This is a genomic window from Pseudomonas sp. RP-B7 (assembly GCF_059803535.1).
The window spans coordinates 1-15,026 of sequence record NZ_JAPFHC010000046.1 but is presented as its reverse complement, the minus strand read 5'-3'; the positions used below and the strand labels follow the sequence as shown (position 1 = coordinate 15,026).

Here is a 15,026-nt window from a genome sequence, read left to right as displayed (position 1 = left end):
GGAGCGGGCTTGCTCGCGAAGGCGGTGTCAGCGTTTCACAGCCATGGGCCTGGAATGCGCAGCCCGCTTGCTCAACTGCTCAAACACCGGCGGATACGCCGGCCGCTCCACATACCGCCCGGCACCGCGCTCGGCGCGCAGGTCGCCATCGGCCCAGACCAGCTTGCCCTGGCTGATGGTATGGCTCGGCACGCCGCGCACGGTCTTGCCTTCGAAGATGTTGAAGTCGACTTGTTGATGGTGGGTCTTGGCGGAAATCGTCCGCGTACCCTCGGGGTCCCACAGCACCAGGTCGGCATCCGCGCCCACCCGGATCGCGCCTTTGCGCGGGTAGAGGTTGAAGATCTTCGCGGTGTTGGTGGAGGTCAGCGCAACGAAGTCCTGCATCGACAGGCGCCCACTGTTGACGCCTTCGTCCCACAGCACCGCCATGCGGTCTTCGATACCGGCAGTGCCGTTGGGGATCTTGCTGAAGTCGTCACGCCCGGCGGCTTTTTGCTCGGCGCAGAAGCAGCAGTGGTCGGTGGCGGTGGTGTGCAGGTTGCCCGATTGCAGCCCCTGCCAGAGCGCCTCCTGATGCCCGCGTGGGCGGAACGGCGGGCTCATTACGTAGCCCGCGGCGGTTTGCCAGTCGGGGTGGCGGTAGACGCTGTCGTCCAGCAGCAGGTGGCCGGCGAGGACTTCGCCATACACCGGCTGGCCTTTGCCACGGGCGTAGGTGATTTCATCCAGCGCTTCTTTGGTGGAGACATGCACCAGATACAGCGGTGTGCCGATGGTTTCGGCGATGCGGATCGCGCGGCTGGCCGCTTCGCCTTCGACCTGGGAGGGGCGCGACAGTGGATGCGCTTCCGGCCCGGTAATGCCCTGGGCCATCAGCTTGCGTTGCAGGTGATACACCAGCTCGCCGTTTTCGGCGTGCACGGTGGGCACCGCGCCCAGTTCCAGGCAGCGCTCGAAGCTGGCTACCAGGGTATCGTCCGCCGCCATGATCGCGTTCTTGTAGGCCATGAAGTGCTTGAAGCTGTTGATGCCGTGGTGGTTGACCAGTTCGGCCATCTCTTCGCGGACCTGCTCGCTCCACCAGGTGATCGCCACGTGGAAGCCGTAGTCGGCGGCGGATTTTTCCGCCCAGCCGCGCCATTGGTGAAAGGCTTCGAGCAAGGACTGCTGCGGGTTGGGAATTACAAAGTCGATGATCGAGGTGGTGCCCCCCGCCAGGCCTGCCGCCGTGCCACTGAAAAAATCTTCGCTGGCCACGGTGCCCATGAAGGGCAGTTGCATATGGGTGTGGGGGTCGATGCCGCCGGGCATCAGGTATTGGCCGCTGCCGTCGAGTATTTCAGTGCCGGCGGGTATATCCAGGTTTGTACCAATAGCCCGGATTAGACCGCCTGCGCATAAAACATCGGCGCGGTAACTTTCATCATGGGTAATAACGGTGGCGCCACGGATCAACAGCGACATGTCGAGTTCCTCACAGGCTTGACCGGCTTGTGCCAGTTCTAAGTGTTGTAATGCTGCTGGCCGATGAGTGGTTTATTCCTGTCATCGGTGACAGGAATAGAAACTAGCCCGAGTTTTTCGATTGAGCAAGCAGAATTTACATAAACTTATATCGTGTTTAAGTGCATGATTTTTAAAGACAAAAAACAATAATCACCAAAATGAGGCGTGTGTTCACCGTTTTGACGCACTTGACAGGTTCATAAATTGAGCAACATTTCTTATTGCAAATCAGACGCTTGAGATATGCCGCTTGACGGCGCTAGGAAATAAAAATAATTGTGTTGCACCAGATTGAGTCCTGACAGTTCGGGCAACTTCCAGATTATTTAGCCTGAGTAACCTGGCAAGTACCCTGGGTTCAATCGGAAAGCTGATAAACATCAGTTGGTTATATAAGCGGTGCGGGTAGCGGGGCAGTGGTCGGCACGGTTATTGAGTGCAGTGGCGGCTGGCCGGGCCCGTGATGTCATGTTGTTTACGAGGTACTCCGGCCATCCGGCGCAACACGCTGGGTGAGCAACAATAATTCGAAAAAACCGTGGAGCGGCCATGCAACAGAACAGATCGCAAGTCATTGAACGCAACGGCCTGTACGAACTCGACGCCGGCCCCGACGTCCTCGACAGCCCGCGCTATAACCACGACATGGCACCGACCAAGGTGCATGAACGAACCTGGAACAAATGGCACATCACCGCGCTGTGGGTCGGCATGTCGATCTGCGTGCCCACCTATACGCTGGGTGGCGTGCTGACGGCGTATTTCGGCTTGTCGGTGGGCGAGGCGCTGATGGCGATTTTGCTGGCCAACATCGTGGTGCTGATCCCGCTGACCCTCAATGCCTTTCCTGGCACCAAGTACGGGATTCCATTCCCGGTGTTGCTGCGTTCGTCGTTCGGCATTCTTGGCTCCAACGTGCCGTGCCTGATCCGCGCGCTGGTGGCGTGCGGCTGGTTTGGTATCCAGACGATGTTTGGCGGGCTCGCGATCCACCTGTTCCTGGGCTCGGTTTTCGAGGGCTGGAAGTCCCTCGGGGGTACCGGCGAAGTGATCGGCTTCATGATTTTCTGGACGTTGAACCTCTGGGTGGTGCTGCGCGGCGCCGAGTCGATCAAGCGCCTGGAGACCCTCTCGGCACCGCTGTTGGTGGCGGTCGGGATTGGTTTGCTGGTGTGGGCGATGCCCAATGTGTCCATCAGCGAGTTGATGGCGATCCCGCCGAAACGCCCGGAAGGCGCGAGCCTCACCGGTTACTTCATGGCCGGCCTGACCGCAATGGTGGGCTTCTGGGCCACCTTGTCGCTGAATATTCCCGACTTCAGCCGCTACGCGAAAAGCCAGAAAGACCAGATCCTCGGGCAGATCTTCGGCCTGCCGCTGACCATGTTCCTGTTCGCCGCCCTCGGCGTGATCATGACCGCGGCGTCGGTGAAACTGGTCGGCGTGAGTGTGTCCGACCCGGTGACGTTGATCGGGCATATCCAGAGCCCGGTGTGGGTGGCGATTGCAATGTTGCTGATCATCATCGCGACCCTGTCCACCAATACGGCGGCGAACATTGTCTCGCCGACCAATGACTTCCAGAACATCGCGCCCAAGCTGATCAACCGCACCACGGCGGTGATTCTCACCGGGTTGGTGGGGCTGGTGTTGATGGGGCATGAACTGCTGAAAAAGCTCGGGCTGATCGTTTCCGATGTGAGCCTGGAGACCGTCTACTCCAACTGGTTGCTCGGCTATTCGAGCCTGCTGGGACCGATCGCCGGGATCATGGTGGTGGACTACTTCATCACCCGCAAACAACAACTCGACCTTGCCGGTTTGTACCGCGATGACGTGTACCCGGCGTGGAACTGGAGCGGGTTTATCGCGTTTGGCGTGCCTGTGGTGCTGACGTTGCTGTCGTTGGGCAGCGATGCGTTCAGCTGGTTCTACAGCTACGGCTGGTTTACCGGCTCGGCGTTGGGTGGGTTGTTGTATTACGGCTTGAATGCCAAGCGCGGGGCCAGTCCGGTTGCCGTCAAGACTTGACCTCTTTTCACTGTTGCAAAGGGTTCAAACCATAAGAAATGTAGCCTGAGGAGATCCCCAATGAACGCTGCCCTCGACGTTCTGCAATCGCCCCATCAGCACATCAACCGTGACCGCCTGTGGCAGTCGCTGATGGACCTGGCCAGGCTCGGCGCCACGCCCAAGGGCGGCGTGTGTCGCCTGGCCCTTACCGACCTCGACCGCCAGGCCCGCGACCTGTTCGTGCAATGGTGCGAAGACGCCGGTTGCACGGTGACGGTCGACGGCATCGGCAACATCTTCGCCCGTCGTCCTGGTCGCAACCCCAACCTGCCCCCGGTGATGACCGGCAGCCACATCGATACCCAGCCCACGGGTGGCAAGTTCGACGGATGCTTCGGCGTGCTCGCCGGTGTGGAAGTCCTGCGCACCCTCAATGACCTCAAGGTGGAAACCGAAGCGCCGTTGGAAGTGGTGGTCTGGACCAATGAAGAAGGCTCGCGCTTTCCTCCGTGCATGATGGGCTCGGGAGTGTTTGCGCAGAAGTTTACCTTGGCCGATACCCTGGCCAAGCAGGATGCCGATGGCGTCTCGGTCGGCGATGCGTTGAATGCCATTGGTTACGCGGGTACACGACCGGAGAGCGGGCACAAGGTTGGCGCCTATTTCGAGGCACATATCGAGCAGGGGCCGATTCTTGAGGACGAGAAAAAGACCATCGGCGTGGTGCTCGGCGCGTTGGGGCAGAAGTGGTTCGACCTGAAGTTGCGCGGCGTTGAAGCCCATGCAGGGCCGACGCCGATGCACCTGCGCAAGGATGCCCTGGTCGGTGCGGCGGCCGTGGTGGCCGCGGTGAATGCCGCGGCGTTGGGGCATCAGCCTCATGCGTGTGGGACAGTGGGTTGCCTGCAGGCTTACCCCGGTTCACGCAACGTGATTCCTGGCGAAGTACGCATGACCCTGGACTTCCGTCATCTGGAAGCGGCGCGGTTGGATTCGATGATCGCCCAGGTACGCCAGGTGATCGACGACACCTGTGCCAAGCATGGCCTGACGTTCGAGATGGTGCCGACGGCGGACTTCCCGCCGCTGTATTTCGATAAGGGCTGCGTGGACGCGGTGCGGGATGCGGCGAACGGGTTGGGCCTGTCGAACATGGATATTGTCAGCGGGGCAGGGCACGACGCGATCTTCGTCGCCGAGCTGGGCCCGGCAGGGATGATTTTTGTGCCGTGTGAAGGGGGTATCAGCCATAACGAAATCGAGAATGCTGCCCCGGATGATCTGGCGGCGGGCTGTGCGGTGTTGCTGCGCGCAATGGTTGCCGCTTCTGCTGCTATCGCCAACGGCAAACTCGCCGCCTGATTGTAGTGAGCGGGCAAGCCCCGCGCTGGGCGGCGAAGCCGCCCCAAACCCAGGCACCTCGGTCTTCCTGAAACACCGCGGCGGACCATTTGGGGCGGCTTCGCCCCCCAGCGCGGGCAAGCCCGCTCACTACAAGGTGTTGTGCCAGCCGCCGCCGAGGGCGGTGAGCAGGCCGACACTTGCTTGCAACTGCCGCGTTTGCACCGCCTGTAATGTCCGCTGTGCCTGCAACGCGGCGGTTTGGGCGGTCACCACATCCAGGTAACTCACGGCGCCCGCCTGGTAGCTGTTCATCGCCAGCGCTTGGGTATGCTGCGCCGCATCTGCCGCCGCTTGTTCATCCTGGGCTTGCTGCTGCAAATCCCGCAGTTGCGCCAGGTTGTCTTCGACTTCGCGCACGGCTCTCAACACCTGGCTGCGGTACTGCGCCGAGGCTTCTTCGAATTCGGCCTTGGCTTGGCGTTCATTGGCGCTCAAACGACCGCCGTCGAAGATCGGCAAGTTGACCAGCGGCCCCAGCGCCCAATAGCGATTGCCTGCCGAAAGCAGGTTGCCGACGCCTTGGGTCTGCCCGCCGATCAAGCCGGTCAAGCTGAAATCCGGGTACCACGCCGCCTTGGCCACGCCGATATTGGCATTGGCGGCGAACACTCGTCGTTCTGCTGCGGCAATGTCCGGGCGACGTTGCAGCAGGTGGCTGGGCAACTGCGTTGGGATCTGCGGCAGCGCGATCAACTGTGGGCTCGGCGGTAGCGTGAAATCGCTGGCCGCCACACCGACCAATTCGCCTATCGCATGCTCAGTGAGGTTGCGCTGGCCGTGGATGTCATCCAATTGCGCCTTGGCTTCGGCCAGTTGGTTTTGTGCGCGGGTCAGGTCCAGTTCCGAGGCGATCTGGCCTTCATAGCGGCTGCGGGTCAGTTGCAATGCCTGGCTGAAGTCCTCCAGCGAGCTGTTGAGAATGCGTGCCTGTGCATCCAGCCCGTTGAGCTGCACATACAAGCTCGCCAACTGATGCTGCAGGCTCAAGCGGGCCACTGCCAGGTCGTCGCCAGAGGCCTGTGCCTGGGCATCGCCGGCGGCGACCTGGTTGCGGACTCTGCCCCACAGGTCCAGGTCGTAGCTCAACGAAAACCCGGCGGTATTGCTGTTGTACACCGATGGCTGAGTGCTGCCCCGCAGCGGTCGCGAGTCGGATTGCCGTTGGCGCAGTGGCTGCGCACTGGCGCTGATTTGCGGGAACAGCCCGGCATGCAATTGGCTGGCGTATGCCTGGGACGCATCGAAGTGGGCCAGTGCCGCCGCGAGGTCCGGGTTGGCCTTGAGCAGTTGCTGTTGCAGGTCGTTCAGGCGCGTATCGTTGTAGAGCTTCCACCATGCCGGCGCCAAAGTGTCGGCCGGTTGCGCGCTGTGCCATGGGCCATCGCGGGTCTGTTCGCGATAGCCCGCCGGCAGGTTGACCGAGGGCACCTGATAGGTCGGTGCCATGGAGCAGCCCTGCAAGGCCAGCAGCATCAAGGCGGCGAGGGGGTTAAGCCTTGGGTGCATGGGCACCTCCGCTGGCGTCCGCCAGTTGCACCGGATCGCCTTCGCGCAGGGCATCGGGCGGATTGTCGACCACTCGGTCGGCGGGTTTGAGGCCCTGGTCGATCACCAGGCGTTCGCCGAGGTCGAGGCCGATGTGGATGGTTTGCAGGTGCACGTGGTTGTGCGCATCCAGCACCGCGACCTGAGTGCCTTGGGCGCGGAAGATCAGCGCACTGGCCGGGATGCTCACGCCGTGGGTGTCGGCCGGAATCGGCAGCGTCGCCTCGGCGTAGTCACCGGGCAGCAGTTCGCCGTTGGGGTTGTCGGCGACGAACTGTGCGAGCAGGGTGCCGGAGCGGCGGTCGATGGCGGTGGAGTCGCCGATCAGCCGCGCCTTGAAGTGTTGGCCTGGATGCTCGGGCACCGTCAGTTCGGCTTCAAGGCCCGGGTGGATCACCGCGGCATAGTTCTGCGGCACCGGCACATACAGGCGCAGTTGGTGAGTGTCGGCGATGTTGAACAACTCCGGATCGCTGTCGGTATCGGCCTTGATCAACTGGCCGATGTCGGTGTTGCGTGCGGTGATGGTGCCGGCGAACGGTGCGCGGATGGTCTTGTAGCTGGCCAGGGCCGACAGGCGCGCGCAGTCGGCGGCGGCGGCGTCGGCGTTGGCCTTCGCGGCGGCGGCGTTGGAGGTTTTTTCATCGGCCTCCTGGCGTGACACCGAGTGGCTGGCCAGCAGGTTTTGCCAGCGGGTCGCGGTGGTTTGCGCCAGGCGTGCGTTGGCTTGTTCCTGCACCAGTCGTGCATGGGCTTGGGCCAGTTGCTGGTCGAGGTCAGGGCTGTCGATTTCGGCGAGAACCTGCCCGGCCTTGACCTGGGTGCCGATGTCGGCTTTCCAGTCCTTCAAATAGCCGCTGACCCGCGCGTGGATCGGTGCCTTGCTCCACGCTTCCAGGTGCGCCGGCAACCGCAGGGTATCGCCGGCGGCGTTCTGTTGCGGCTGGAACACCAGCACCTGGGGAATGGCAGCGGTTTCCGTCCAGGCGGTCACTGCTTGTTCATGCAACGTGCGGGCGTGCAGGCCGTTGGCGACCAGCAGGGCGGCCAGGGTCAGGCCGCCGACACCCATGAGCATCAGACGCTTGCGCGAGGGTTTGTGATCAGGCGACATGTGGGGTTTCTCCAGCAACTGCGCGAGTAGGGTGACGACCGTGGACCAGGCTGAAGACCACGGGGACAAACAACAGGGTGGCGATGGTGGCGAAGATCAACCCACCGATCACCGCCCGGCCAAGGGGGGCGTTTTGTTCTTCGGAAAGGGCCAGTGGCAACATGCCGATGATCATCGCCAGGGCGGTCATGCACACCGGGCGGAAACGCGTGTAACCGGCCTCCATCGCAGCCTTGAGCGCATCGCCATGTTCGGCCAGGCGTTCGCGGCAGAAGCTCACCACCAGGATCGAGTTGGCGGTGGCCACGCCCATGCACAGGATCGCGCCGGTGAGCGCCGGCACCGACAACGAGGTGCCGCTGAGGAACAGCATCCATACGATCCCCGCGAGTGCGGCCGGCAATGCCGTGATGATCACGAACGGGTCGGCCCACGACTGGAAGTTGACCACGATCAGCAGGTAGATCAGCACCACCGCGCCGAGCAGGCCCAGGCTTAAACCGCTGAAGGCTTCATGCAATGCGTCGATCTGCCCATGCAGGCTGATGGTCGCGCCTTTGGGGCGCATCGACGCGGTGTCATCCAGCACTTTTTGCACGTCGCGCGCTACGCCGCCGAGGTCGCGGCCTTGTACGTTGGCGTAGAGGTCCAGGGTCGGCTCGATGTTGTAGTGGGTCACCACCGCCGGGCTTTGCACGCGGGAGATGTCCGCCACGCCGCCGAGGATCTGCGATTGGCCGTCGGCGCCGGTGACCGGCAAGGCTTCCAGGGATGGCAGGCTGTCGAGGCGGTATTGCGGGGTCGCCGCGACGATCGAGTACGACACACCGTTGGCTGGGTTGAGCCAGAAGGTCGGCGCGGTCTGCGAGCTGCCGGCGAGGGAGGCGACCATGCTGTTGGTCACGTCACGCTCGGTGATGCCTAGGCCATTGGCGCGCAGGCGGTCGACATTGACTTGCAACGACGGGTAGCCGGTGGACTGCTGGATACGCAGGTCGGCGATGCCGGGTACGTGTTGAAGACGGCGTTCAAGTTCCACCGCATAGGCACGGTTTTCTGCATCGTTGCGCCCGGAGATTTTCACGTCCAGCGGGGCCGGGGCGCCGAAGTTGAGGATCTGGCTGCTGATGTCGGCCGGCAGGAACGCGAAGTGGCTGCCAGGGAAACTTTGCGGCAGGGCTTCGCGCAGTTTTTTCACGTAGTCGGCGGTGGGCGCGTGGTGTGGTTTCAGGCTGACCTGGATGTCGCCATCCTGTGGACCGATGGTGCCGCTGCTGCTGTAGGCCATGTCGATGCCGCTGAGCGGGATACCGATGTTGTCGACGATGGTGTCGAGTTCATCGCTTGGGATCACTTCGCGAATCCGCGCTTCGATGCGGTCGAAGGCGGCGGCGCTTTCTTCGATGCGCGTGCCCAGCGGCAGGCGCACGTGCAGGGCGAGGGCGCCGGCGTCGGTGGCCGGGAAGAAGTCCTGGCCCAGGCTTGGCAGCAGCAGGAACGAGGCGAGCACGCAGGCCAGGAAGCCGACGATAAAGCGCTTGCGATTGCCCAGCGCCAACAGCAGCAGGCTGTGATAGGTGTCGCGGATATTCGAGAAATGGCGCTCAAAACCCTGCTGGAAATTCAGCACCGCTTGCAGCGCGGCATGGCGCGGTTTGGCGTGTTGCTCACCCTCGTGGTGGTTGATGAACTCGTCTTCCGGGTGATGACCCGCGCCCGGTTCCGGCGTGTGCGGCTTGAGCAAAAACATCGCGAGTGTCGGCACCAGGGTGCGCGAGAGGATGAACGAGCTGGCCATGGCAAAGATCACCGCCAGGGCCATCGGCCGGAACAGGTAACCGGCGATGCCTTGCAGCATAAACATCGGCACGAACACGATGCAGATGCACAGCAGCGAGACGAACGCGGGGCCGACGATCTGCGCGGCGCCGTCGAGGATCGCGGTCTTCACCGCCTTGCCTTGTTCCAGGTGCCAGTTGATGTTTTCGATGGTCACGGTGGCGTCGTCCACCAGAATCCCCACCGCCAATGCCAACCCGCCGAGGGTCATCACGTTGAGGGTTTGCCCGCTGACGGCCAGTAGCGCGATGGCTGACAACACGGCCAGGGGAATCGACGCGGCGATAATCAGGGTCGAGCGCCAGCTGCCGAGGAATAGCAGGATCATCGCGCTGGTCAGCAGGGCGGCGATGATGCCTTCCTGGGCCACGCTGCCCACCGATTGCTTGACGAACACCGAGGCGTCGCCCAGCAGCGAGGTTTTCAGCGAGGGTGGCAGGGTTTCGTCGATGCGCGGCAGCATCTGGCGGATGCCGTCGATGATCGACAGGGTCGAGATGCTGCCGTTTTTCAGGGCCGGCATCAGCACGGCGCGGTGGCCGTCGACACGTACGATGTTGGTTTGCGGCGGCGAGCCGTCACGCACATGGGCGACTTGGCCGATAGTGATCAGCGCGCCGTCGACGGTCTTGATCGGCAAGTCGTTGAGTTCATCGATCGCCTTGGGGCTGTTGTTGAGCAGGATCGTGTATTCGTTGGGGCCGAGTTTGGCGGTGCCCACCGGGATGATCTGGTTTTGCAGGGCCAGGGCGGTGCCCACGTCCTGGGCCGACAGGCCTTTGGCGGCCAGTGCCTGCGGGTCGAGGTCGAGGGTGATCTGGCGTTGCTTGCCGCCCATGGGCGTGGGCATGGCGAGGCCGGGCAGGGCGCTGAGGGGCAGGCGGATATTGTTCTGCACCAGGTCGCGGATCTTCGCTTCCGACAGGCTCGGGCTGGAGAATGCCAGTTGCAGGATCGGCACGGTGGAGGCGCTGTAGTTGAGGATCAACGGCGGCGTGATGCCGGGTGGCATCTGCTTGAGCACGGTTTGTGACACGGCGGTCACTTGGGCGTTGGCGGTGCGGATGTCCACGCCGGGTTGGAAGAAGATCTTGACGATGCCCATGCCGGGCAGTGATTGCGATTCGATGTGTTCGATGTCGTTGACAGTGGTGCTCAGGGAGCGTTCGTAGGTGTAGATCACCCGACCGGCCATGGCATCCGGCGACAAGCCGTTGTACTGCCAGACCACGGCGACCACGGGGATGCCGATGTCGGGGAACACATCCGTGGGGGTGCGCAGGGCCGCCATCGGCCCGATGATGCAGATGAATATGGCCAACACGATAAACGTGTACGGCTTTTGCAGTGCGGTCTTTACCAGCCCGAGCATGCGTGAACCTCCGAAAGGAGCAGGATTGCAAACCCCGGCAGTCTTGCCCGACCCACCTAACACGCGCCTTTCAGCCAGGTGAAGGAACATTTAGGAAGGGGCTGAAGATCGTTTCATGCGTATTCATTTGTTCAACACAGGTCGGCTCCGCAAGCTTGTAACCCATCGGACACATCGTCTTTTTTGGAGCCCTGCCATGTCACTTAAACCTCTGTTGTTGATTCCAACCCTCGGTGCCGTGCTGTTGTTGTCGGCGTGCGCCGGCCCGATCCCCAAGGCGGACCCGAGCGAAGCATGGATAGGATTGAAGGAAGAAGCGCCGAATGACCTGATGGCCGAACGCGTGGATGGCAAGCGCGTGGACGATGGGCGCTTTTTTGAAGTGACACCGGGCGACCATCGCCTGGACGTGACGTTGTACGAGGAAGAGCCGGGCGACGACAATCAGCAGGACTGCCAGGGGCGGGTCGAGTACAAGAATTTCAAGGCCGGTGAGCACTACACCCTGGTGGAGTCGAGCCTGGGCACTACCGTGCGCGCGTCGCTGAAGGATGGCCACGGCAAGGAAGTTGCCGCGACCCAGGATTTCAGCTGCATGCCTGGTTAGGCGTGGTGCACCGCGGCCTTGTGGGGCTTGGCGGGTTTGGCGTGGGGGTGGTGTCGACGGGCAATACGCAGCACCCCCCACAACATGGCGGCGGCAACGGCCAGCCAACCACAGATCAACAGGATTATCGTCGTTGCAAGGCTCATCAGGGCCTCCTTTCGCCCCGCTCGGGGCACACACAGTCTTCTCAATGGACAGTCTAGCTACCTGGCGGTTGCCTGCTATTGACCAATGGTCGTGTCCGTCCAACTTGTTTGCTCTATGCCGCACGCTTTACTGACGCCTGAGGCTATACCCGCGTGGCAGAGCGCCCTATGATCAGGGCCCTTACCGGCAGTTGATCAAGAGAGTAAAAAATTGCGGTTACGGTCGAACGTAAAAACATCCTTGTTGCTGGCCTTTGCCCTGGGGCTCGCGGCCTGTTCCGGGCACCCGTCGAAACTGCCGGGCCTGCCGGAGCGGGTCGAGCTCAATGGCGTGCCGACTTTCCGCAGCGAGGCGTATCAGAGTGGCCCTGCTGCTCTGGCCAGCATGCTGTCGCAACAAGGCATTGTGATGACACCGGGTCTGCTGGATAAGCCGCTGCGCTTGCCGGGCGGCGAGGCGGACCTGGAGCGCAACATGCAGGTGCTGGCGCGTGAGTACGGGTTGATGGTGTATCCGCTGGATACCCAGCTGACGGCGTTGCTGGCACAGGTTGCAGCCGGTTACCCGGTGATGGCGCGGATTGGCGGCAGCCTGTGGTCTGACGCACGGTACGTGGTCGTGGTGGGGTTCAATCAGCAGAAAAGCACGGTGCTGCTGCGCGCCGGGATGGACCGGCGCCTGTTGATGAGCTTCAGCGAGTTTGAATCGAAGTGGAAGAGCGCCGGGAGTTGGGCGATCCTCACCCAGCGGCCAAGCCAGTTGCCTGCCAAGGTGGACGCGCAGCGCTGGCGTGAGGCGGCGAACGCCACGGCCCAGGCCGGGCAGGAGCGGGCGGCGGCGCAGGCGCTCAAGGTGTTGGCAGAAACACAGTAAAGCAGGACGCCGCAAACCTCATTTGGGAACAGGCTTGTGTGGGATGTGGGAGCGGGCTTGCTCGCGAATGCGGTGGGTCGGCTGAGGTATCTGTCGCTGATACACCGCATTCGCGAGCAAGCCCGCTCCCACACAGGCCCGCTCCCACATTCTTTTAGCGGCGCACTTCTGCCGCGTTCGGGCGGTTTTTCAGATTCTTGTCGGCCTTGTAGCGCAACGCTACATCCGGCACCGAGCCGCTCTTGCCGGTCTCGACCCAGTTGCGAATGCGGCTGGCATCGGCAAAGTGCGTGAATTTGCCGAAGGCATCCAGAATCACCAGCGATACCGGACGATTCCCCATGCTGGTCACCAGCACCAGGCAGTGGCCGGCCTGGTTGGTGAAGCCGGTCTTGGTCAGCTTGATGTCCCAATTGGCGCGGTTGATCAGGTGGTCTGTGTTGGAGAAACCCAGGGTGTAGTTGGGTTTGCGGAACGACACCGTCTTTTCCTTGGTGGTGCTCAGTTGGCTGAGCATCGGGTAGTGGCGCGCGGCGGCCAGCAATTTGCTCAGGTCGCGGGCAGTCGATACGTTGTGGATCGACAGGCCGGTGGGCTCGACGTAGTGGGTGCTGGTCATGCCCAGCGCCTTGGCCTTGGCATTCATTGCGGCGATAAACGCCGGGTAGCCGCCCGGGTAGTGGTGGGCCAGGCTGGCGGCGGCGCGGTTTTCCGAGGACATCAGCGCGATCAACAGCATTTCTTTGCGCGGCATTTCGCTGCCGATCTTCACGCGGGAGAACACGCCTTTCATTTCTGGCGTGTCCTTGATGTTGATGTCGATGTATTCGTCCATGTTCTGCTTGGCTTCGAGCACAATCAGGCCGGTCATCAGCTTGCTCACCGAGGCAATCGGCACCACCACGTCGGGGTTGCTGGAGTAGATGACTTTGTTGGTCTGCAGATCCACGAGCATGGCACTGCCGGAAGCGATCTGTAGTTTGGAGGTGTCGCGCGGGGCCTGGATGGTCTCGGCGGCGTGCGCGAAGGTGCCTGTAAATACAAAAAATAGGCTGGCGATGGAGAGACGAATTTTCACGCGGATGAACTCGCTAAGAAGTAAGGAAATACCGTTGGAAAACGGGTGCTTTGAAAAATTACGTTACATTCTAGAAGTATGGATCAGAAACTGTCGAATGTTCTTCGAGAACCAGACGAAAGTGCTTAAAAACTAAGAAAAAAAGGTTTTTATGCCGGGCAATAAAAAGCCCTGCGATAAGGCAGGGCTTTTTCAGTGCTGCTGGTTATTAGCTGTGCAGGGTTTCTGCCGCATACAGCGTGTTTTCCAGCAGGCAGGCGCGGGTCATCGGGCCGACGCCGCCTGGCACTGGCGTGATCCAGCCGGCGCGGGGCAGGGCGGTGTCGTAGACCACGTCGCCGACCAGCTTGCCGTCTTCCTGGCGGTTGATGCCCACGTCGATGACGATGGCGCCTTGCTTGATCCACTCACCCTTGACCAGGCCTGGCTTGCCGGCGGCAACCACCACCAGGTCGGCGCGGCCGACGTGGCCGGCAAGGTCCTTGGTGAAGCGGTGGGTGACGGTCACGGTGCAGCCGGCCAGCAGCAGTTCCATGGCCATTGGGCGACCTACGATATTGGAGGCGCCCACGACTACGGCGTCCAGACCGTACAGGTCGACACCGGTGCTTTCCAGCAGGGTCATGATGCCTTTGGGGGTGCAAGGGCGCAGCAGCGGGATGCGCTGCGCCAGGCGGCCGACGTTATAGGGGTGGAAGCCGTCGACGTCCTTGTCCGGGCGGATACGCTCCAGCAGCTTGGACGCGTCCAGGTGCTCGGGCAGCGGCAATTGCAGCAGGATGCCGTCCATTGCCGGGTCGTCATTAAGGCTGTCGATCAGGTCGGTCAGGGCCTGTTGGGTGGTGTCGGAAGGCAAGTCGTAAGCCTTGGAAATAAAGCCGACCTCTTCACAGTCTTTACGCTTGTGCGAGACATAAACCTGAGAGGCAGGATCGCTGCCGACCAGGATCACCGCGAGGCCAGGCGTGCGCAGGCCTTGCTGGCTACGCTCGGTGACGCGTTTGGCGATCTGCTGGCGCAGGCTGGCGGCGATTGATTTGCCGTCGATAAGTTGTGCAGTCATTACGCGTGATTAACCATCGAGAGGGGGAAGAAATGTGTGCGCATTCTCGCATGCCACAGCGTGAGGGCAAAGGCGCTTGGTCTGCAAATTGCCCTAACCCCTTAAATAAAATGAATTTTTTTCAAAAAAGATTTGACGGCTTTCCGGGGCGTCTATACTATTCGTCGCACTTGTCGGGCACAGCCTAGCACTGGTTAAGAAGGTCGAGCAGAATAGAGTGTTGTTCTGCAAGGCTGGAAGCACTTAGTTTGTAATCCTCCAAGAGTACAGATTAATAAGGCGCCCGTAGCTCAGCTGGATAGAGCATCCGCCTTCTAAGCGGATGGTCGCAGGTTCGAGTCCTGCCGGGTGCGCCATTAGGCAGCTTTGGCACAAGTACTGTTAGATGGTGGGCGTAGCTCAGTTGGTAGAGCACGGGATTGTGACTCCCGTTGTCGAGGGTTCGATCCCCTTCGTCCACCC

General features: G+C 61.8%; 11 protein-coding genes and 2 tRNA genes. 6 read left to right on the top strand and 7 right to left on the bottom strand.

Annotated elements, in window-relative coordinates:
• Positions 1-27: 27 nt before the first annotated feature.
• Positions 28-1,467, bottom strand: a complete 1,440-nt coding sequence (gene hydA, locus OPU96_RS27100) for a dihydropyrimidinase (RefSeq protein ID WP_498560031.1) — start codon at positions 1,465-1,467, stop codon at positions 28-30.
• Positions 1,468-2,058: 591 nt separating this feature from the next.
• Here hydA and OPU96_RS27095 point away from each other — a divergent pair.
• Both OPU96_RS27095 and OPU96_RS27090 read left to right on the top strand, forming a co-directional pair.
• The gene (locus OPU96_RS27095; RefSeq protein ID WP_192296661.1) at positions 2,059-3,540 is read left to right on the top strand and encodes an NCS1 family nucleobase:cation symporter-1; all 1,482 of its coding nucleotides are present in this window, start codon (positions 2,059-2,061) and stop codon (positions 3,538-3,540) included.
• Positions 3,541-3,600: 60 nt separating this feature from the next.
• A complete protein-coding gene (locus OPU96_RS27090) occupies positions 3,601-4,884 on the top strand; it encodes a Zn-dependent hydrolase (RefSeq protein WP_498560030.1) in 1,284 nt (427 codons plus the stop codon).
• Between the two features lie 129 nt (positions 4,885-5,013).
• Here the strand turns inward: OPU96_RS27090 and OPU96_RS27085 are convergent, their stop codons facing one another.
• From OPU96_RS27085 to OPU96_RS27075, 3 genes are read right to left on the bottom strand one after another with little or no spacing between them, the layout of a single operon-like run.
• A complete protein-coding gene (locus OPU96_RS27085; RefSeq protein ID WP_498560029.1) occupies positions 5,014-6,432 on the bottom strand; it encodes an efflux transporter outer membrane subunit in 1,419 nt (472 codons plus the stop codon).
• Positions 6,416-7,585, bottom strand: a complete 1,170-nt coding sequence (locus tag OPU96_RS27080) for an efflux RND transporter periplasmic adaptor subunit (RefSeq protein ID WP_226456451.1) — start codon at positions 7,583-7,585, stop codon at positions 6,416-6,418. Before OPU96_RS27080 ends, OPU96_RS27085 begins: the two co-directional genes overlap by 17 nt.
• Entirely contained in the window at positions 7,575-10,796 is a 3,222-nt protein-coding gene (locus tag OPU96_RS27075; RefSeq protein WP_192296657.1) for an efflux RND transporter permease subunit, read from the bottom strand. Before OPU96_RS27075 ends, OPU96_RS27080 begins: the two co-directional genes overlap by 11 nt.
• Before the next feature lie 196 nt (positions 10,797-10,992).
• On the opposite strand from OPU96_RS27075, the gene OPU96_RS27070 reads away from it, so the two are divergent.
• Entirely contained in the window at positions 10,993-11,403 is a 411-nt protein-coding gene (locus OPU96_RS27070) for a PA0061/PA0062 family lipoprotein (protein WP_226456449.1), read from the top strand.
• Here OPU96_RS27070 and OPU96_RS27065 read toward each other — a convergent pair.
• Positions 11,400-11,549, bottom strand: a complete 150-nt coding sequence (locus OPU96_RS27065; protein ID WP_192296655.1) for a hypothetical protein — start codon at positions 11,547-11,549, stop codon at positions 11,400-11,402. The two genes, OPU96_RS27070 and OPU96_RS27065, sit on opposite strands and share 4 nt — an antisense overlap.
• A 211-nt stretch (positions 11,550-11,760) precedes the next feature.
• On the opposite strand from OPU96_RS27065, the gene OPU96_RS27060 reads away from it, so the two are divergent.
• On the top strand, positions 11,761-12,423 hold the full coding sequence (locus OPU96_RS27060; RefSeq protein ID WP_226456448.1) for a cysteine peptidase family C39 domain-containing protein: 663 nt from the start codon (positions 11,761-11,763) through the stop codon (positions 12,421-12,423).
• A 154-nt stretch (positions 12,424-12,577) separates the two neighbouring features.
• Here OPU96_RS27060 and pbpG read toward each other — a convergent pair whose 3' ends face one another.
• Positions 12,578-13,501, bottom strand: a complete 924-nt coding sequence (pbpG, locus tag OPU96_RS27055) for a D-alanyl-D-alanine endopeptidase (protein WP_226456447.1) — start codon at positions 13,499-13,501, stop codon at positions 12,578-12,580.
• Positions 13,502-13,709: 208 nt separating this feature from the next.
• Positions 13,710-14,564 (bottom strand): bifunctional methylenetetrahydrofolate dehydrogenase/methenyltetrahydrofolate cyclohydrolase FolD, encoded by an 855-nt coding sequence (folD, locus tag OPU96_RS27050; protein ID WP_192296652.1) that lies wholly within the window; start codon positions 14,562-14,564, stop codon positions 13,710-13,712.
• Between the two features lie 279 nt (positions 14,565-14,843).
• Between folD and OPU96_RS27045 the strand changes: the two genes are divergently transcribed.
• Positions 14,844-14,920: transfer RNA gene (locus OPU96_RS27045), tRNA-Arg, on the top strand.
• Positions 14,921-14,952: 32 nt separating this feature from the next.
• Positions 14,953-15,025, top strand: a tRNA-His gene (locus OPU96_RS27040).
• Position 15,026 lies beyond the last annotated feature (1 nt).